Annotated in this window: 14 protein-coding genes and 1 tRNA gene; 8 read left to right on the top strand and 7 right to left on the bottom strand. The window is 66.0% G+C overall.

The window, feature by feature from the left end; all coding sequences use genetic code 11:
• Positions 1-99 precede the first annotated feature (99 nt).
• The 6 genes from ACNFBT_RS26130 to ACNFBT_RS26105 all read left to right on the top strand — a co-directional run bounded on the left by ACNFBT_RS26130 (position 100) and on the right by ACNFBT_RS26105 (position 9,431).
• Positions 100-3,834 carry a bifunctional diguanylate cyclase/phosphodiesterase gene (locus ACNFBT_RS26130; RefSeq protein ID WP_416753635.1) on the top strand — a complete coding sequence of 1,245 codons (3,735 nt, stop codon included), beginning with the start codon at positions 100-102 and terminating at the stop codon, positions 3,832-3,834.
• A 16-nt stretch (positions 3,835-3,850) separates the two neighbouring features.
• Positions 3,851-3,927 (top strand) — tRNA-Ile (locus tag ACNFBT_RS26125).
• Positions 3,928-4,343: 416 nt separating this feature from the next.
• Positions 4,344-4,829 carry a Bro-N domain-containing protein gene (locus ACNFBT_RS26120; RefSeq protein ID WP_416753634.1) on the top strand — a complete coding sequence of 162 codons (486 nt, stop codon included), beginning with the start codon at positions 4,344-4,346 and terminating at the stop codon, positions 4,827-4,829.
• A 371-nt stretch (positions 4,830-5,200) separates the two neighbouring features.
• On the top strand, positions 5,201-5,524 hold the full coding sequence (locus ACNFBT_RS26115; protein ID WP_416753633.1) for a hypothetical protein: 324 nt from the start codon (positions 5,201-5,203) through the stop codon (positions 5,522-5,524).
• Between the two features lie 161 nt (positions 5,525-5,685).
• Positions 5,686-7,866 carry a putative bifunctional diguanylate cyclase/phosphodiesterase gene (locus ACNFBT_RS26110; protein ID WP_416753632.1) on the top strand — a complete coding sequence of 727 codons (2,181 nt, stop codon included), beginning with the start codon at positions 5,686-5,688 and terminating at the stop codon, positions 7,864-7,866.
• On the top strand, positions 7,863-9,431 hold the full coding sequence (locus ACNFBT_RS26105) for a PAS domain-containing methyl-accepting chemotaxis protein (protein WP_416753630.1): 1,569 nt from the start codon (positions 7,863-7,865) through the stop codon (positions 9,429-9,431). Before ACNFBT_RS26110 ends, ACNFBT_RS26105 begins: the two co-directional genes overlap by 4 nt.
• A 231-nt stretch (positions 9,432-9,662) precedes the next feature.
• Here ACNFBT_RS26105 and ACNFBT_RS26100 read toward each other — a convergent pair whose 3' ends face one another.
• The 4 genes from ACNFBT_RS26100 to ACNFBT_RS26085 all read right to left on the bottom strand — a co-directional run bounded on the left by ACNFBT_RS26100 (position 9,663) and on the right by ACNFBT_RS26085 (position 13,804).
• The gene (locus ACNFBT_RS26100) at positions 9,663-11,012 is read right to left on the bottom strand and encodes a glutamine synthetase family protein (protein WP_416753629.1); all 1,350 of its coding nucleotides are present in this window, start codon (positions 11,010-11,012) and stop codon (positions 9,663-9,665) included.
• 72 nt (positions 11,013-11,084) lie between these two features.
• Positions 11,085-11,636, bottom strand: a complete 552-nt coding sequence (locus ACNFBT_RS26095; RefSeq protein ID WP_416753628.1) for a helix-turn-helix domain-containing protein — start codon at positions 11,634-11,636, stop codon at positions 11,085-11,087.
• Between the two features lie 13 nt (positions 11,637-11,649).
• Complete coding sequence (locus tag ACNFBT_RS26090; RefSeq protein WP_416753627.1) at positions 11,650-12,939, bottom strand: NAD(P)/FAD-dependent oxidoreductase; 1,290 nt, start codon at positions 12,937-12,939, stop codon at positions 11,650-11,652.
• A gap of 106 nt (positions 12,940-13,045) precedes the next feature.
• Positions 13,046-13,804 (bottom strand): hypothetical protein, encoded by a 759-nt coding sequence (locus ACNFBT_RS26085; RefSeq protein WP_416753626.1) that lies wholly within the window; start codon positions 13,802-13,804, stop codon positions 13,046-13,048.
• A 286-nt stretch (positions 13,805-14,090) separates the two neighbouring features.
• On the opposite strand from ACNFBT_RS26085, the gene fnr reads away from it, so the two are divergent.
• A complete protein-coding gene (fnr, locus tag ACNFBT_RS26080; protein ID WP_416753625.1) occupies positions 14,091-14,801 on the top strand; it encodes a fumarate/nitrate reduction transcriptional regulator Fnr in 711 nt (236 codons plus the stop codon).
• Between the two features lie 293 nt (positions 14,802-15,094).
• On the opposite strand, the gene ACNFBT_RS26075 is transcribed toward fnr, so the two are convergent.
• Together ACNFBT_RS26075 and ACNFBT_RS26070 are read right to left on the bottom strand one after the other, a co-directional pair.
• Positions 15,095-17,068, bottom strand: a complete 1,974-nt coding sequence (locus ACNFBT_RS26075) for a PhoX family protein (protein ID WP_416753624.1) — start codon at positions 17,066-17,068, stop codon at positions 15,095-15,097.
• Between the two features lie 206 nt (positions 17,069-17,274).
• A complete protein-coding gene (locus ACNFBT_RS26070) occupies positions 17,275-17,982 on the bottom strand; it encodes an MOSC domain-containing protein (RefSeq protein WP_416753622.1) in 708 nt (235 codons plus the stop codon).
• Between the two features lie 100 nt (positions 17,983-18,082).
• Here ACNFBT_RS26070 and ACNFBT_RS26065 point away from each other — a divergent pair, with 100 nt between their 5' ends.
• Complete coding sequence (locus tag ACNFBT_RS26065) at positions 18,083-18,961, top strand: LysR family transcriptional regulator (protein ID WP_416753621.1); 879 nt, start codon at positions 18,083-18,085, stop codon at positions 18,959-18,961.
• 347 nt (positions 18,962-19,308) lie between these two features.
• Here the strand turns inward: ACNFBT_RS26065 and ACNFBT_RS26060 are convergent.
• A partial coding sequence (locus tag ACNFBT_RS26060) for an acyl-CoA dehydrogenase C-terminal domain-containing protein (RefSeq protein ID WP_416753620.1) occupies positions 19,309-19,705 on the bottom strand: 397 nt, incomplete at its 5' end.

The following is a 19,705-nucleotide window of genomic DNA, read 5'->3' as shown; positions in this document are numbered from 1 at the left end:
CCCCCGGCCCGAGCCGGGGGTTTTTCTTTTGGGCCTTCCACTGGGCAAAGTGCCACGTCTACACTTCGGCGTAATCTCCCCCCAGCAATGAGGCCCTCCATGCCGCGTCTGCAGGCAGTTCTACTCTGGTGCCTCGCATTCTGGGCCGGGCAGGCGCTCGCCCTGAGCCTCACGTCCGAGGAACAGCGCTGGCTGCAGGAACATCCGAGCCTGCGCCTGGGCATCGACACCTCCTGGCCGCCCTTCGAATTCCGCGACAGCGACGGCCACTACCAGGGCCTCGCCGCCAGCTACGCCGACCTCATCAGCCAACGCCTGAACGTCCAGATGGAACCGGTGGAGCCGGCCAACTGGGGCGAACTCCTGAAATGGGCCCGGGACGAGAAGATCAACATCCTTCCCGGCATCATGGCCACACCAGATCGCCTTGAATACCTGACGTTCACCCGCCCCTACCTCGACTTCCCGATCGTCATCCTCGCGCGCAAGGACGGGCCGGCACCGCGCAACCTCACGGACCTCTATGGGCTGAAAGTCGGCGTAGTCGCCCATTACGCGCCCTATGAACTGCTGGCCACCAACCACCCCGACATCAGCCTGCAACCGCTACCCAGCATCGCCGCCGGCCTGCAGGCCCTGGCCACAGGGCAGGTCGATGCCTTCGTCGGCGATCTAGCCTCCAGCGTCTGGAACCTGCGCCAGCTCAAGCTCGAAGGCGTGCAGATCAGTGGCGAAACCCCTTACCGCTACCAATTGGCAATGGCGGTGCCAAGAAGCCAGGCCGTCCTCGCCGGCATCATCGACAAGGTCGTTGCCGACCTCAAACCCGAAGATATCGAAGCCCTGCAGGAGCCCTGGGTTGGCGGCCTGCTCGACAAGCGGCCGATATGGCGGGAAATGCTCGGCATCGGTCTCCCCGTCTTCCTGCTGATCACCTTCACCGTCCTGGTGCTGATCACCATGAACCGCCGCCTGCGCGGTGAAATGCAGCGGCGGGAGAAACTCGAACTCGCCCTTCGCGACAGCGAGCAACACTATCGCGGCCTGGTCGAGAGCCTGACGGCCATCGCCTGGGAAATGCGCCTGTCGGAAAACCGCTTCACCTACGTTTCCCCCCACGCCCAGCGCCTGCTCGGCTACCCGATCAAGGACTGGCTGGAGCCCGGCTTCTGGCAGCGCACCCTGTACCCGGATGATGCAGAACAGGCGGTCACCTACTGCATGAGCGAAAGCCAGGCGGGGCGCAACCACAGCTTCGACTACCGCATGCTCGCCGCCGATGGCCGCGTGGTGTGGATTCGCGACATCGTCACCCTGATCCAGCATGGCGACGACAAGATCCTGCGCGGCCTGATGATCGACATCACCGAAGCCAAGCAGACCGAGCAGGCACTGCGCCTGTCCGAGCAGAAGTTCGCCTCGGTGTTCCACCACTGCCCGGACATCATCGTGCTCGCCCGCCGCAATGACGGCACGCTGCTGGCCGTGAATCGCACCTTCGAGCAGCAGATCGGCATTTCCTCCGGCGAGGCACTGGGCAAGACCTCCACCGAACTGGGCATCTGGGGCGAACCCGGCATGGGGCCGGCGATGCTTGCCCGCCTGCAGGGGCAGAACCTCGACAACATCGAGATTCCCCTCAATCGCCGGGATGGCAACCGCTTCACCGGGCTGCTCTCGGCCCAGCACGTCATCCTCGACGACACCCCCGCCCTGGTCGTGGTGGTGCGCAACATCACCCAGGTCAAGCAGACCCAGGAGCAACTGCGCGTCTCCGAGGAAAAATTCGCCAAGGCCTTCCACGCCTCTCCCGACGGCATGCTCATCACCCGTATCAGCGACGGGCGGCTGGTGGAGGTCAACGAAGGCTTCACCCGCATCACCGGCTACGACCGGACCGACGTGGCCCAGAGCTCTACCCTGAGCCTCGGGCTCTGGGCCAACCCGGCCGACCGCGAGCGCCTGCTCGCCTTCATCGACCAGGACGCCGGCGTGCAGGACTTCACCGTGCAGATCCGCACCCACGACGGCAGCCTGCGGCTGTGCGAACTCTCCGCCCACCGCATCACCATCGGCAGCGACGACTGCCTGCTGACCATCGCCCGCGACATCACCGAGCGCCAGCAGATGCAGGAAAAACTGCAACTGGCCGCCACCGTCTTCGAGAGCACCGCCGAAGGCGTGATGATCACCGACGCCAGCCAGCGCATCATCGCCGTCAACCGCGCCTTCAGCGAAATCACCGGCTACAGCGAAGCCGAAGCACTTGGCCACTCGCCGCGCCTGCTCGCCTCCGGCCAGCACGACAGCAGCTTCTACATCGCCCTCTGGCACCAGCTCAACGCCGACGGCCACTGGCAGGGCGAAATCTGGAACCGCCGCAAGAACCATGAGCTGTACCCGGAGTGGCTGACCATCAGCGCCGTGCACAACCCCGACGGCGAACTGTCGCACTACGTCGGCGTGTTCGCCGACATCTCCACGCTCAAGTACGCCCAGGCCAAGCTCGACTACCAGGCCCACCACGACCCCCTCACCGGCCTGCCCAACCGCCTGCTGTTCGAAAGCCGCCTGACCACCGCGCTCAAGGAAGCCCAGGAAGACCACCACCAGGGCGCCGTACTCTTCCTCGACCTCGACCGCTTCAAGCACATCAACGACAGCCTCGGGCACCCCGTCGGCGACCTGCTGCTGCAATCCATCGCCCATCGCCTGCGCGATCAGTTGCGCGACATCGACACCGTAGCCCGCCAGGGCGGCGACGAATTCATCATCCTGCTGCCCGGCCTGCATCATGCGGTCGACGCCGAACACGTCGCGAAAAAGCTGCTGCATTGCTTCGAGGCGGCATTCATCGCCGGCGAACAGGAATTCTTCGTCAGCGCCAGCATCGGCATCTGCCTCTACCCCGGCGACGGCAGCGATGTCGCCACCCTGGTGAAGAACGCCGATGCCGCCATGTACCGAGCCAAGGCCCAGGGCCGCAACCGCGTGGAGTTCTACACCCGCGAACTCACCTTCCAGGCCACCGAACGCATGGCCCTGGAGCACGAACTGCGCCGCGCGCTGGAAAGCGACCAACTGCAGCTCTACTACCAACCCAAGCTGGCGCTGGGCAGCGGCCTGCTGGTCGGCGCCGAAGCCCTGATCCGCTGGAAACATCCGCAATTCGGCGCGATCTCTCCGGACCGCTTCATCCCGCTGGCGGAAGAAAACGGCCTGATCCTGCCGCTGGGCGACTGGGTCCTGCGCGAAGCCTGCCGGCAGATGAGCCGCTGGCAGGACAGTCACGCCGCCTTCGGCCCGCTCTCGGTCAACCTCGCCGGCGCCCAACTGCGCCAGCTCCACCTCGTCGACCGCATCCGCGACCTGCTCGCGCGGTACCACCTGCAGCCCTCGCGCCTGCAACTGGAAATCACCGAAAGCTTCCTCATGCACCAGACCGAAGAAGCCCTCGCCATCCTGCACAACCTGAAAAACCTCGGCGTACAGCTCGCCATCGACGACTTCGGCACCGGCTATTCGTCCCTGAGCTACCTCAAGCAGCTACCGCTGGACATCCTCAAGATCGACCAGTCCTTCGTCCATGGCCTGCCCGACGACCCTCACGATGCCGCCATCGCCCGCGCCATCATCGCCCTGGGCCGCAGCATGAACCTCACCGTGATCGCCGAAGGCGTGGAGCACCAGGCCCAGGAACACTTCCTCGAAGCCGAAGGCTGCGACCAGATCCAGGGCTACGCCTTGAGCCCCCCGCTGCCGGCCGACGCCTTTGCCAACCGATTCCTCACTCCACTGAACTCGGTTGGCGCTCCGGAAAACGCATCGGTATAATCCGCCGGCCTTCTGGGGGCCTATAGCTCAGTTGGTTAGAGCAGAGGACTCATAATCCTTTGGTCCACGGTTCAAGTCCGTGTGGGCCCACCACCCTTTCAGCAAAAAGCCGCGCGGATGCGCGGCTTTTGCGTTTCTGGGCGCCGGTGAGCCGATTGAGTGCGCTATTCGGCTCACGAGATGAGCCGAATAGCCATCTCAGCAATTTACGAATCGCCCTACGCCGCAATGGCGTTGCTGTCCTACAAGGGCTCTGCGTAGCGTTCTCCCTGCCACGGTTCGCCGTGGTCAGGAGTGGAATCCTGAAAAAGGCACATGACGCAATGCACGCCATAGCAGAGGACAGCAGCCCCACGGCTGCAAATCTCTGGTGGTCTATGGCGGGCCGTGCAAGGAGGGCTCGGTGCCCTACCGGTCGTGTGCCACACCGGCGATTCCACCCTTGCACGGTCCGCCTCCCTTTTCGGTTGTTCGGGCGGCGGCTTCCTGGATGTACACGGAGAGACAGCATGAAGACTTCCGATTCAACCCTGGCCGATGAAGGCCTGATTCCAACCGTTTTCCACCGCTACAACCGCCGGCTGCGCGGGATGCTGATCGAGCGGCAGGCGTGGTTCGTTCTGCGCGACCTGACGAAGTTGACCAACAGCCATCTGGGCAAGCGCTTCACGCAGAAGTTGGACCCGGATCAGGTTCGCCTCGAAAAAATCGCAGGGGCGACCGAGAAGGAATACCTGGTCAGCGAGAGTGGCCTGTACGCGTTGCTGATGGTGCATTTCTATCACCCGGAGAACCGCGGCTTGCGGCAGTGGCTGAGCAATGAAGTGGTGCCGGCGCTGCGTGATGCCCAGCAGCACAATCCGCATCTGCCGCAGCGGCGGATGGAGCGGATGGAGGGGCACCTGATGAGCGTGATGGACTGGCAGGGCAAGCTCTGGATTCGCTGGAGCGATGCGGTGCGGCTGATGGAGGAGGAGCTGCGCTCTTTGCGTTGATCCTTCGGGGCTTTGGGAATCGCGGACAAGGTCCGCTCCTACGAGATCAAGAGCCCCTCACCCTAACCCTCTCCCGCAAGCGGGAGAGGGGACCGTTCGGTGCAGGATGAAACGTTAGCGTCAGCCGGCACGGTCTGCCCCCTCTTCCCAAGGGAGAGGGCCGGGGCGAGGGGAAAGCTCAGGCACAGACTGCCCAGAAGAACACCGTTGCTCCTGCAGGGGAAGCCTGAAGCCCGGGCTTCCCTCTCCTCCCACAATGCGAGCCGCATCACAGCAACCGTCGACGGGGCGCGCCTGGGCATGACGGGGATCAATGCTCGATACCTGTACGTCATTAAATTGATGTCCTTTTGCCACTAATGAGCTTTGCCATGACTCTCCACCGGTTCCCGGTGCAGCTGCTGGTCGCATCCCAGGACCCTGCGCAGGCCCGTCAGGTCCGTGCGTTGCTGGCTGCCTACGGTCTACCCTGCGCGGTGCTCGAAGGCCCTGAGGACTGCGTGCAGGCGCCGCTGTGCCGCTGGTTCAAGGACGCGCCTTTGAGCGATGCGGCGCAGCTGCATGCGCTGCTGGCCGATGCCATTGGCGTACTGGAGCGCAGCCGCCATGCCTTCCGCTCGCGCGAGCTGGGAGAGTTGCGGCGTCGGCTCAGCGCCGCGCTGGAGGAGTTGTCGGGGCCGCACGCACTGGTGTAAAACTCTCCGACCCGCGTTCCGCTGCTGCGGAAGCTGGCTTTGCCGGGCAGGACTTGTGGGCCTGCAAGACAAAGCGCCGTGTTTGTCGCCGTTCATTCGGCTGACGAGCCGGCGCTTTTTTCATGCCCGAACAAAAACCAGCCACCCGCAAGGAGCCAAGCATGGGCCTGGGACCGAAGCTCGACAGCGTGCTCGAGCGCATCGGCCTGTCGATGACGGAAATCGAACAGCGCCTGGAGTACCTGGACTGGGGCGATGACGATGCCCGCCAGTTGAAAGGACGCGCCAGCGAACTCGATCTGTGCCACCGGCAGTTCATCGAGCGACTCTACGACCACCTGCGCCACTTCCCCCACCTGGCGGCGATCCTCGCCGACCCGGCAACGCTGGGGCGGCTCAAGCACAGCCAGTTCGAGTACTACCGCCAGCTCTGGGACGCCCCGCAGAGTGCCGACTATGTACATGACCGCCTGCGTATCGGGCTGGTGCATCAACATGTGGGCGTGGAGCTGAAGTGGTACCTGGGCGCCTATCGGCTGTACCTGGAGCACATGCTCGACGAGCTGCTCGGCGATGCGCCGGAAGCGGCGAGCTTCAGCAGCCTGCTCAAGCGGGTGTTCTTCGATATGTCGCTGGCCATCGACACCTACAGCGCGGCCCAGCGCCAGGCGCTGGAGGACAGCGAGGCGCGCTTCGCCCGCGCCCTGCGCGGGGCCAATGACGGTATCTGGGACTGGGACCTGGGTAACGACCGCCTCTACGTCTCCGAACGCTGGGCGCGCATGCTCGGCCTGTCCCGCGACAACCTGGGCGAGAGCAGCACCAGCTGGTTCGCCCGCGTGCACCCGGACGACCTGCCCGGCCTGCGCCAGGCCATCGATGCGCACCTGCGTGGCAGCAGTCCGCTGCTCAATCACGAATACCGCATCCGCCAACGCGACGGCGGCTACCTCTGGGTGCAGGCGCGCGGGGTGATCACCGATGGACGCATGGCCGGCTCGCAGACCGACATCAGCCAGCGCAAGGCCAGCGAGCACCAGCTCAGCCATGCGGCGCGGCACGACCCGCTGACCGGCCTGGCCAACCGCCTGCGCCTGGACGAGCTGTTGCAGCAGGCGCTGATGCGGCAGCGCCGCCCCGGTGCGCGCGAGTCCGCCCTGCTGTTCATAGACCTGGACCGCTTCAAGCTGATCAACGACAGCCTCGGCCACGCGGTGGGCGACCGGGTGCTGGTGGAGATCGCCCAGCGCCTGCTGCGCTGCCTGCGCCTGGGCGATCACCTGGCGCGCTTCGGCGGCGACGAGTTCGTGGTGCTGCTCGATGACCTGGCCAGCCTGAACGACGCCGAACAGGTCGCCCAGCGCATGCTCGATTACCTGCACCTGCCGCTGCACGTGGACGGCCGGACGCTGGTGGTCAGCGCCAGCATCGGCATCACCGGGCTGATCAGCGACGGCCAGGCCATCGATACCTTGCAGGCCGCGGACCTGGCGCTGTACCGCGCCAAGGAAGCCGGCAAGGCACAGTACGCGCGCTTCAGCCAGGAGCTGCAGGCCCAAGCACAACGCCGCCTCGACCTGGAAAGCGCACTGGCCCAGGCGCTGCGCAACGAGGAGTTCAGCCTGAACTACCAGCCCATCGTGCGCCTGGACGGCGACCAGGCATCCTGGGTGGCGGTGGAGGTGCTGCTGCGCTGGAGCCGCGATGGCGAGGCGGTATCACCGCTGCAGTTCATTCCGGTACTGGAGGAGTCCGGGGAGATCGTCCGGGTCGGCGACTGGGTGCTGCGCCAAGCCTGCCGGCAGACGGCGCTCTGGCAGCGCGAGGGGCGCAAGGACCTGTACTGCTCGGTGAACCTGTCGAGCCGCCAGCTGCAGCAGCCTGGCTTCGCCGCGCGCGTCCGGCAGATTCTCGCGGAAAGCGGGCTGTCGCCGTGCAGCCTGGTATTGGAAATCACCGAGAGCCTGCTGATGCAGGACGGCGCGGAAACCCTCGCCTGCCTGCGCGAACTGGCCGCCCAGGGCGTGCGCCTGGCGCTGGATGATTTCGGCACCGGCTATTCGTCGCTGGGCTATCTCAGGCGCTACCCGCTGCACATCCTGAAGGTGGACCGCAGCTTCATCACCCGCGTGCCCGACGACCCGGAGCTGAGCGCCATCTGCCGGGCGATCATCGGCCTCGGCCATAGCCTGGGGCTGGAAGTGGTGGCCGAAGGCGTCGAGCGCCAGGCACACCTGGACTTCCTGCATCAGGAGGGTTGCCGCTATGCCCAGGGCTTCCTGTTCAGCCGGCCGCAGGCGCCGGAAACCCTGTTCGAGAACGATCTGGAGCAACCACGATGAAGCTGAACCTGCCGATCACCGGACGCCAGGTCGAGGTCCCGGACAACGCCAACATTCTCTCCACCACCGACCTCAAGGGCGCGGTGAGCCACGTCAATCCGGACTTTCTCGCCATCAGCGGCTTCACCGCCGAGGAGTTGCTGGGGTTCAACCACAACCGCGTACGCCACCCGGACATGCCGCCGGCCGCCTTCGCCCACCTGTGGCAGACGCTGCAGGCCGGGCGCAGCTGGATGGGGCTGGTGAAGAACCGCTGCAAGAACGGCGATCACTACTGGGTCAGCGCCTTCGTCACGCCAATCCGTCGCAATGGCCGGGTGGTGGAGTACCAGTCGGTGCGCACGCGGCCCAGCGCTGCGCAGGTCGAGGCCGCCGAGCGGCTGTATGCAAGGCTGCGGGAGGGCGCGGGATTGTCCCGGCCGCGTCTGCCGCTGATGGCGCAGTTAGTGATCGGACTGGGCGTCGCCCAGGGGGCAGGCGCCTTGCTGGCGCTCTTCGCACCGAATTTGGCGCTGCCGGGCTTCCTGCTCTCGCTGGGGCTCACCGGCGGCTGGGTGTGGCTGCGTCTTCGTCCACTCGATGCATTGTTCAAACGCGCCCGGCGCATAGCCGACAACCCGCTGAGCCAACGCCTGTATTCGGGCCGCGACGATGAGTTCGGCGAGCTGGACTTCGCCCTGCGCATGCTGGAAGCGGAAACCGCCGCGGTAGTCGGGCGCATGGCGGATGCCTCGCAGCAGTTGGCCGAGCACGCCACGGCGCTGGCCGACGCTATGGCCGGCGGCAGCGCGGCCACGCAGTTGCAGCAGCGCGAGACCGAACAGGTCGCCAACGCCATGCACGAACTCGCGCAGAGCGTACAGGAAGTGGCGCGCCATGCGCAGCACAGTGCCGTGGCCGCGCAGTGCAGCGACCGCATCACCCAGTCCGGGCATGACGACGTGCGCAGCACCCGTGGCCAGCTCGCCGAGCTGGAAGCCGGCGTGCGTCAGGCGTGCGCCGCCGTCGAGGAGCAACAGACGCACAGCGAGGCGATCTCGCGGATGCTGGAGGTGATCCGCGACGTGGCCGGGCAGACCAACCTGCTGGCGCTCAACGCCGCCATCGAGGCTGCGCGGGCCGGCGACAGCGGGCGCGGCTTCGCGGTGGTCGCCGACGAGGTGCGCGCCCTCGCCTCGCGGACCGAGGAATCCGCGCGGGACATCCAGGGGCTGATCGGCAATCTGCAACGCGGCGCCGAAGACTCGGTACGTGCCCTGTGGCATTGCTGCGAGCAGGCGCTGGCCAGCCTGGATCAGGCCGGCCAGGCCACCGGCACGCTGGAGCGGATCAGCGAGCAGGTGTCGTCGATCCAGCGCATGAGCCTGGAGATCGCCACCGCCATCGAGCAGCAGGGTGCGGCCAGCGAGGAGGTGCAGCGCAGCCTGCAGGCGATTCGCGGGTCCGCCGACAGCAACGCGGCCAACGCCGGCACCTGCCAGCGCAGTGCGGCGCGCATGGCGGAACTGGCGGCGGAGCTGCGATTGCTGGCGGAGCATTTCTGGGAGGGGAGCCGGAGCGCCTAGCCCTTGGCGCTCCGGCAGAAGGGCTTTCGCAGGACCGAGGGGGAGCCCCAGGAGCGTAGGGCGTATAACGTTCGACGTTATACGCCGTTTGACCTCGGCCTCCGCCCGCGCTGACTCCAAACAGGACACTTCTCGCCAAGCGCTTCGAGTTCGACCGATGCACCGACTGACAATCATGGTGTAGCGGCGTACAACCGCGAACGGTTGTACGCCCTACGGAGTTAGCCGGTCTCAGAGGAACCAGCGGTATTCCCGCGCGCTGACTTCGTTCATGAAGTCCAGGTGGTCGTGGCGCTTGTTCTCGCAGTAGACGAAAACGAACTCGCTGCCCAGGCCATCCTTCACCACCGGATGGTCTTCCATAGCGGCGACGGCGCCGAGCATGTCGCGGGGGAAGTCGATGCCGCTGGTGCGATCTTCATTGAGCGGGGCGATGGGTTCGCGCTTGGCTTCCAGGCCGTGCTCCATGCCGGTGAGGATGGCCGCCAGCACCAGGTAGGGGTTGGCGTCGGCGCCGGCCAGGCGGTGCTCGATGCGCAGGTTCTTGCCGTCGGATTCAGGGATGCGGATGCACGCATCGCGGTCCTCGAAACCCCAACTGGCCTTGCTCGCCGCGTTCACCCGCGAGCCGTAACGGCGGTAGGCGTTGTGGTTGGCGGCGAAGATCGGCATGCAGTGCGGCAGCAGTTCCAGGCAACCGGCCACGGCGTGGCGCAGGGCCTGCTGGTTGTCGCCAGCGAGCAGGTTATTGCCGTCGCGATCGTACAGGCTGACGTGCACGTGCATGCCGCTGCCCGGCGCGTGCAGGTACGGCTTGCTCATGAAGCTGGCGCGGTAGCCGTGCTTGAGCGCCACGCCACGGGTGGCGCGGGCGAACAGCGCGGCCTGGTCGGCGGCGTGCAGGCCATCCTCGCAGTGGGCGAAGTTGATCTCGAACTGGCCAGGGCCGATCTCGGCGGTGATCACGTTGGCGTCCACGCCCTGTTCGCGGGAGGCTTCGACGATTTCGTGGAGCACGTCGGAGAAGCGCGAGAGGCGCTCGATGTGCATGTTCGGCTGGTCGTCCTCGTCGTCGCACAGCGGGTCGCGCGGGTACTGCGGCAGACCGGCGTCAAGCTTCTTGTCGAACAGGTAGAACTCCAGCTCGAAAGCCACCACCGGGCGGATGCCCTTGGCTTCCAGGCGCTGCATCACGCGGGCAAGCACTTCGCGCGGCTCGAACTCGATGGGCGCGTGGGTACCGTCTGAGCTGATCAGCATCTGCCCCAGCGGCTGGTTTTCCCAGCGCACCGGCTTGAGCGAGCCGGGGATCAGGCGGCGCGGCGCGTCCGGGTCGCCGTCGTTGAAGCAGTAGTCGCCGATCGGGTGCAGGCCGCCCTGTACGCCCAGCAGCACGCAGTTCTGCGGCAGCTTCAGCGGGCTGCCGGCTGCGACTTTTTCCAGCATGTCGACGGGGTAGCGCTTGCCGTAGAAGTGGCCGGGGATGTCCAGGCAGATCAGGTCGACGTAGCGGATGTCAGGGTATTGCTGACGGAAAGCACGGACTTCACTGAGCAGGTCGGGATGGGTCGGGCGGTTCATGGTGCTGGGGCCTTTTCTGGGCGGCGCCGGATCGTTTTCCCAAGCCAACCCTCGTGGGCTGGCTTGGGAAATTCACGTGAAGATCCAGAGCACTCGCGTGGGTTTGTCGGTGAGGTTGCCGTAGCGGAACTGGCTGTGCGGCGGCAGCTGGAAACTGTCGTTGGCGTGCAGGGTGATGGTGTCGCCCTCGTACCAGATGGTCAGCTCGCCTTCGAGGACGAAACCGCCCTGCTCCGAGCTGTCGTTCAGGTGCCCCTCGCCGCTGGTGGCGCCAGGGGCGAGGATGCTGTCGAGCATGGAGAAACCACCGGACATGTTCGGCGAGGCGAGAATGTCGGTGACGCCGCCGGCGTAGTACAGGGTGCGGCGGTCGGCCGGGCGGGTGACCCAGTCGAGCTCGCGGCGGGTGTCGCCGGCGTAGAAGTAAGTGGTCGGCACGCCGAGGGCTTCGCTGATGGCGGTGAGGTCGGCCACGGTCGGCTGCGACAGGCCGCGCTCGACCTGGGAGAGGAAACCCACCGAGCGGCCGATCTGTTCGGCCAGCGCGCCCAGGGTGAGGTTCTTGTGCTTGCGCAGGTCGCGGATCAGCGTGGCAAGGTGTTCGTTGGTGACCGTCTGGGTCATGGCGAAATCCGATTCAGAAAAAGTCGCGCAATCGATACCAAGCTTTACCGGCGGCTTCCAGTGGCGCGGCGAATCGCTGGCCACCGGGGAACCCGGGATTGCGGATGCGTTGATAGAGGTCAAGCTCGTCGCCGCGCCCCAGCATCGCCTCGCTCACCGCACGTGCGGCGGCGAGGCTCGGCAGTACGCCGTGGCCGGAATAGCCCTGCAGCCAGTACAAGTCGCCGCGCCGGCCGATATCCGGGGTGCGGCGCATAGTGCAGTCGATGTGGCCGCCCCAGGCGTATTCCAGCTCCACGCCCTTGAGTTGCGGGAACACACGCTCCACGAACGGCCGCGTGGCGGCGCGGATATCGCTGGGCATGCCGCCCAGGTAGGTGCAGCCGCCGCCGAACAGCAGGCGGTGGTCGGGGGTCAGGCGGAAGTAGTCGAGGACGAACTGGTTGTCGGTGACGCAACAGTTCTTCGGCAGCAGCGAGCGGGCCAGCTCCTCGCCCAGGGGCGCGGTGGCGACCTGGTAGGTGCCCACCGGCAGGATGCGCTCGGAGACGTCGCGGTCGAGCCCATCGATGTAGGCGTTGCAGGCCAGCACCAGGGAGGCGCAGCGCACGCTGCCATGCTCGGTGGTCACCTCATAGCCGTTGCCGCTCTCGCGGAAGCTCAGGGCGCGGGTCTGCTCGAAGATGCGCCCGCCGGCGCGCTCGAAGGCACCGGCCAGGCCGTAGGCCAGCTTGAGCGGGTTCAGGTGGGCGGAATGGGGATCATAGAGGCCGGCCTGGTAGCGGTCGCTGGCGATCCACTCCGGCAATTCCTCGCGCGGCACGAAGCGCAGGCCTTCATAGCCCCAGCGACGGTTGGCTTCGGCCTGCCAGTCGTAGAGCGAGCCGACACGGCGCGGCAACACGGCGGTCCACAGGTGGCCGATGCGGTAGTCGCAGTCAAAGCCGTGGCGTTGCGGCAGGTCGCGTAGTTCGTGGGCGGCCCAGAGCATGCCTTGCCAGAGGCGCAGCGCGCCTTCATGGCCGAGGTCGGCCTCGATCGGGCCCAGGTCGCTGGACCAGCCCGGCAGGGCCTGGCCGCCGTTGCGCCCGGACGCGGCCCAGGCGATGCGGCTGGCTTCGATCATGCAGACCTGGCGTCCGCCTTCGGCGAGTTGCAGGGCGGTGTGCAGGCCACTGAAACCGGCGCCGATCACCAGCACCTCGCATTCCAGCGGTTCGCGCAGCGCGGCGCGCGGCTGGATCAGCTCGGGGTTGGCGCCGGCGTAGTAAGTGCCGACCGGCTCGCTCGAACGCAGGAACATGGCCACCTCGTGAAATTGTTTTGTTTATTTTTCATGAAAAATAACAGAACAAATTTCACAAGGCTAGCCCACCGCTTACCATACCGACGGGAAGCGGCGTCGAGGATCAGGACGCCAGCACCGCCGTGCTGGGTTCCTCGTCACGCTTCTGCCGCAGGCTGACCACGATCACCAGCGCCACCAGGATGCCGGCCAGGATCGCCGAGGAACCGATGGTGCCGAAGTCCAGGCCACCCTTCTCGTGGGACTTGGTCAGCACGTCGCCCAGGGTCGCGCCGAACGGGCGGGTGAGGACGAAGGCGACCCAGAACAGCAGCACCGAGGACAGCTTGGTGAAGTAGTGCAGCAGCACCACCACGGCGATCAGGCTGCCGATCAGCAGCGCGCCGCCGGCAAAGCCCAGGCCGGAATCGTCGGCGAGGAAGTCGCCCAGCGCGGTGCCCAGGGTGTTGGAGAAGAGGATCGCGATCCAGTAGAACATCTCGCCCTTGAAGCTGCGGATGTTGTCCACCGACAGCGAGGTGCCGCTGAAGCGCCAGGCCGCGAAGATCGCCACCAGGATGCTCACCAGGATCGCCGAGCCGCTGGCGTAGCCCAGGCCCAGGGTGCGGTCCATGAAGTCCGACATCGTGGTGCCGGCGGTACTGGTGGAGAGGATCACCAGCCAGTACAGCCAGGGCACGTAGCGCTTGCTGGCGAGCTGGCCGACCAGGGTGACGAGGAACACGCTGATGAGGATCAGCGAGCTGACGGCGTAGCCGACGTTCAGGGTCATCGACAGCAGGTCGCCGGCGGTTTCCCCCAGGGTGGTGGCGCAGATCTTCATCACCCAGAAGGCCAGGGTGATCTGTGGAAGTTTGTTCAAGGCATGACTCCGGAAGTGAGCGGGATGGACGCAGGCCCTTCCCGCTGGCCGCGTCACTGGCACCCGGAGTTCCTGTGGGCTCCCCCCATGACCCCATGGTGCACGGTGGCGAAGACTGCGGTTTGTGCGGTGAAGAAAGGGTCAAGCCGGAATGAAAAATCCATTCGATAGACGCTTTTCCTACCACCCGACAAGTGACAGATGGTCGTCTATTGCTATGGTTTGAGGGGGGCGATACGCCCGAGAGCGCCGTGCCACGCGCATGGGCCGGTGCATGGGGATAGGGATGAATCAGATGATCAAAGCGCAACCGTACTGCAAGAACTGCCGGCTGGCACCGCCGACCTTGAGCGACGACAAGATCGAGGAACTGGAGGCGATCATCAAGCCGGGCCACCTGCTGCACAAGGGCGACTTCGTGTTCCGCCAGGGCGACCCGTTCCACAGCGTGTATCTGGTCCGCTCCGGCTCGATCAAGACCTTCACCACCAACGAGCAGGGCCTGGAAAAGATCACCGGGTTCTATTTCGCCACCGAGATCTTCGGCTTCTCCGGCATGGGCGAAGGCAGCTACCCGGTGTCGGCGCAGGCGCTGGAAAGCACACTGTGCAGCGAGATTCCGTTCAATCAGCTGGAAGAGCTGTCGCTGCAGATTCCCGGCCTGTCGCACCAGATCATGCTGATGATGAGCCGCAAGATCCGCGAGGATCAGCAGATGAAGCTGCTGCTTTCGCGGCTGAATTCGGACTCGCGCATCGCCGCCTTCCTGCTGAACATTTCCGCGCACTTCCGCGAACGCGGATTCTCCGCCACGCGCTTCCGCCTGAGCATGTCGCGCAATGAGATCGGTGATTACCTGGGGCTGGCGGTGGAAACCGTGTCGCGCAGCTTCACCCGTCTGCAGAAGCACGGACTGGTGCGGGTGGACGGGCGGGAGACGGAGATTGTCGACTTCACCGAGTTGTGTGCGTTGGCGGGGGGTGAGGTGGAGCTTTGAGCTTTCCGTGGGAGCGGGGTTGGCGAGCAAGCTCGCTCCTACGAAGAGCATCAGCGAGCGCCGGAAATCGCGGGGAACGGCGCCCCCTGTAGGAGTGAGCTTGCTCGCGAACCGCCACGGCACCGATCTACCAAGAGCCCCTCACCCTAACCCTCTCCCGCAAGCGGGAGAGGGGACCGATCGGCGCAGGATGAAGCAGCACCGTCAGCCGGCACGAACTGCCCCCCTCTCCCTTTGGGAGAGGGCCGGGGTGAGGGGAAAGCCCGAGCGCCAGACTTCCCCCTCACTAGCCATCAGGTCCCGATCACACCCCCATCATCCTTGGTGATCACCAGCGTCGTGGAGCGCGGGATGCTCCTGCCGTCGCTGGCCGGGAAGCTGATGCCCGGGTGCTGGATGTTCACCCACATCGTCCTGCCATCCGGGCTCTGGGTGATGCCGGTCAGCTCGCAGCCGCGCGGGCCGACCAGGAAGCGGCGAACCTCACGGCTGTGCGGGTCGGCGCAAAGCAGCTGGTTGCAGCCCATGGCGTGCATGGGTTTCTCGGCATCGTCGTAGTCGGTCTCGATCCACAGGCGGCCGGTGGTGTCGAAGTACAGGCCGTCCGGCGAGGAGAAGATATCGCCGTTGATGGTGCCGACCAGGTTCTCCGGCGCGCCGGAGCCCTTCTGCTCGCCGGCCAGCAGGAAGACTTCCCACTGGAAGGTCGTCGCGGTCGGGTCGCCGCCGGTCTCGTTCCAGCGCAGGATCTGCCCGTGCAGGTTTTCCTTGCGCGGGTTGGCCGCATCCACCGACTGCTTCTTGCCGCGTCCGTCGTTGTTGGTGAGGCTGACGTAGACCTCGCGGGTGGTCTGCTGCACCGCAACCCACTCGGGGCGGTCCATCGGGGTCGCGCCCAGCTTGTCGGCGGCGGCGCGGGCGTTGACCAGCACCTCGGCCTGACTGGCGAAACCGTTCTCGGCGGTCAGGCCGTTCCGCCCATGTACCAGCGGCAGCCACTGTCCGCTGCCGTCGGCGTTGAAGCGCGCGACATAGAGGGTGCCTTCGTCCAGCAGGTCGCGGTTGGCGGCACGGTTGGCCGGGTCGTACGTGCCGGCCGGGACGAACTTGTAGATGTACTCGCCCTTGGTGTCATCGCCGTAGTAGAAGGCCATGCGGTTGTCCGCGCCCAGCGACAGGGTCGAGCACTCGCGGCAGAAGCGGCCGACGGCGGTGCGCTTCTTCGGCGTGGATTTGGGGTCGAACGGGTCGATCTCCACCACCCAGCCGAAGCGGTTCGGCTCGTTGACGTGGCCGCCGTGGGGCTGGTCGGCCTTGGGGGTGGCGTCGAAGCGCGCGTCCACCGCCTCCCAGGCGTAGTAGTTGCTGAACTGGCCGTTGGACAGGCCATAGCGCTTGTGCGAGACGCGCTTGGCGTAGTCGTCCTTGTCGCGGTTGACGAAGTACTGGTGCCAGTTCTCCTCGCACGCAAGATAGGTGCCCCAGGGCGTGACGCCCATGGAGCAGTTGTTCAGGGTGCCGAGCACCTGCTTGGCATCCGGGTCGCTGGCGGTGCGCAGCAGGTCATGGCCAGCCAGGGGGCCGGACAGGTCCAGCGGCGAGCTGCCGGTGATGCGGCGGTTGTAGCTCGAACCCTCGACACGCTGCCACTGGCCGCTGGCGTCCTTCTTCACCTCGATCACGCTCAGGCCGTGGGCGGCGATTTCCTTGCGTACCTCGCCTTCCGGGCGGCCACGGCTGCCATCAGGGCGATCCTCGAAGGTCTGGCCCTTGGGGTGCAGCGTCGGATTGATGTACTCGTGGTTGATCACCAGCAGGCCGTGGCTGTCCGGTGCGTCCGGGAAGGGGAAGTAGTGCATGCCGTCGTGGTTATCGCCGGCCTGCAGCTCCTGGGTTTTCCAGTCCTCGCTGGCGTCGCCCTTCCAGGCCCGGGAGCCGGTGACCACGGCATCGCCCCAGGAGAAGAACGGCCGGGCGGTATAGCCCTCGGCGACGATCACGCGGTCGAACTTCGGGTCCTGCTGCACCGGCACGCCCTTGAAGCCCAGTAGCGCAGACGGCGCGGCGGCCTCGGCCGCGAACAGGCGACGCGGCGCGTAGAGACCGCCGCCGAGGAAGGCCACCGCACCGAGCACCAGGCTGTTCTTCAACAGGCGGCGACGGGCCGGGTCGATCAGCTCGCTCATCGGCACATTGCCGGAGGGGTTGATCACCTGGTCATCGAAGGCGGCCAGTCGATCGTGAAAGTCCTGGAATCGTTCGCTCATGGAGGGGTTCCTTCCGCACGGCCGTCGGCAGGACGGCTCGGGTTGCCAATTAAAGATATGCGCGGAAGGTTAGGAACGCGGTGTTACGACGGGATGACAGCGCCGCCTGCCCCAGCGAGGGGACAGGCGGCGGGAATAAAAGCCGCCCCACAGGACCAAGACGACGTCCGGAGGCGGGCGCGAGGGCATTTGCGAAGCAGCGCGGCTCAGGCTTGCAGGCCGCCCTGCTCCAGGCATTCGGGGCCCGCCAGGCGGGCCGTCCAGTCTTCCAGCACTCCACTGGTCAGGCGTTGCGCGGCGGTCTTGCGCCAGCGCAGGGAGAGCGCGTCGCAGGCCATCATCAGGCGCAGTCCGGTACGTTCCAGCGGGTGGCCGAAGTACCAGTCCAGCAAGCTCGCCACGGAGAGCTGCGGGTAGTGCCGCTGCACCAGTTCCAACGGCGCGTCGGGCGCCACCATGCCGGCACGGCGGACCCGGTAGAACCAGCCGCAGCGCCCCTGCTCCTGCACCTCGAAGGGCAGCTCGGGCAGGTTCCAGCGCCGCGCCAGGCGATAGCTCGGCGAGCGCGGCTGGCTCACTTCGATCAGCGCCTCCCCCCAGCGGAACAGGTCGCCGATGCACACCTCGTGTTCATTGAGGCCGAAGGTCGACAGGTTCTCGCCGAAGGCCGGCTGCCGCCAGCGCGTCTGCGGGTGCAGCTTGCGCCAGTGGCGGTAGTGCTCGGCCGGGTAGTGGTGCAGTGCGCGATCCAGGCCGCCGTCGCGACGCAGGTCGCCCCTGGCGTCCCCCGGCAACCCTTCGGCGCCGAGCCAAACTTCCTGGTGCGCCTCCAGCTTGTCGATGTCGCTGAGCAGACCTCCCCAACTTTCTTCGACTTTGCCTATGAAAACGCCCTGGATGACGATGCTTTCCACCTTTGTCTACCCATCTGAGACAGCGGACAAGCGCTAGAGTAGTGGCCTGGATAGCCGACTATCCATTTCGATTTTCCAGTTTCGTTGATAAGCAGACCTTATGGATTTTCGCCAGCTCCGCTATTTCGTCGCACTCTACGAGGAAGGCCACGTCGGGCGTGCCGCCGAACGCCTGGCGATTTCCCAGCCAGCGCTGTCGCAGCAGATTCGCCAGTTGGAGCAGAACCTCGACGTGGCGCTGTTCCAACGCAGCGGCAAGCGCCTGTTGCCGACCGCCGCTGCGCACACGCTGTACAACCACGCGGTACCGCTACTGGACGGCCTGGAGCGCGCCCGCGAGGCCCTGCGCGGCTACCGTGGGCAGAGCGCGCGCAGCCTGAGCATCGGCGTGTTGCAGACGGTCAACGCCAACCTGGTGCCGCATCTGGTGGAACGCCTGCACACCGCCCAGCCGCATGTGCAGGTACGCATCTACGAACTGTCGGGCGTGGAGATCGAGCGGCGCCTGCTGGTCGGCCAGCTCGACATCGGCATCGGCTTCCTGCCGCCGCGCCAGCCGGCGCTGCACGGCGTGGAGCTGTACCCGGACGAGCTGCAGCTGGTGATCGCGGCGGACCATCCGCTGAAGGATTTCAAGAAGGTCTCGCTGGCCCAGGCGGCGGAGCTGCCGATGTTGCTGCTGGGCGAGGAGTTCCGCGCCCGGCAGATCTGGCAGGAGCAGTTGGCGGCCATCGGCCGGCGGCCACGGGTGCAGGCCGAGCTCAACCACATGGGCGGCATCCTCGACAGCCTGCCGCAGAGCCGCTTCGCCACCGTGCTGCCAGGGCGCGCGCGGCAGATGCACGGGCACCCGAACCTGCTGTGGAAGCCGCTGAGCGAACCGCGCATTCCGTTGAGCGTGGGGCTGGTCTACCGCGATGCGCAGCGCCAGCAGCCGACGGTGGAGCTGTTGCGGTCGTTGCTCGACGGGGCGGTTTGATCGCGACCGCTTTTCGTAGGAGCGAGCCTGCGCGTGCTGGTTTGCAGAAATCACAGGCAAAGAAAAAACCCCGCTTCTTTCGAAGCGGGGTTTTGCAGACCGATATCCTGACGTCCGTGCTGGCCACCATCCATGGTGGATTCCCTTGTTTCCGTATTGTCGTTGGCGCTTCCTGCGCAATGTCCTGACTGAGGAGAAGGTTAACCGCGCAAGCACATTTCAGACAGACGCTGATCACCACCAGCGTTTGTAAGCCTAGGCTTACACGCAATCGTGATACCCAGGTTACCGAACGGAATAACCTGCCATAAAAAAAGCCCCGCCGGAGCGGGGCTTTTGCATAGCGCTTAGAACTGCGCGGCGTCCAGCAGGTACAGCGACTCGCTGCCAGCCTTCACCGAAGCGCTCAGGGAGTGGATGCGCGGCAGCAGGCGGGCGAAGTAGAAGCGCGCGGTGCCGAGCTTGCTGGCGTAGAACTCGTCCTGGCCTTCCTTGCCCAGCGAGGCGCGCGCCATCAGGGCCCACATGTACGCATAGGCGGTGTAGCCGAAGGCGTGCAGGTACTCGACCGAGGCAGCGCCGATCTCGTTCGGGTTGCCCTTGGCGCGGTCCAGGACCCAGGCGGTCAGCTCTTCCAGGTTCTGCACGGCGGCGTTCAGCGGGCCGGTGAACTCGGAAAGCTCAGCGGAGGCCGAAGCGGTGAAGGCGCGGATCTCGTCGGTGAACAGCTTGGCGTAGGCGCCG

It is taken from the genome of Pseudomonas sp. NY15181 (assembly GCF_048068055.1).
In the GTDB taxonomy this organism is placed as follows: domain Bacteria; phylum Pseudomonadota; class Gammaproteobacteria; order Pseudomonadales; family Pseudomonadaceae; genus Pseudomonas.
The sequence above is the reverse complement of the archived record's forward strand: the minus strand, read 5'-3'. Positions and strand labels throughout refer to the sequence as shown.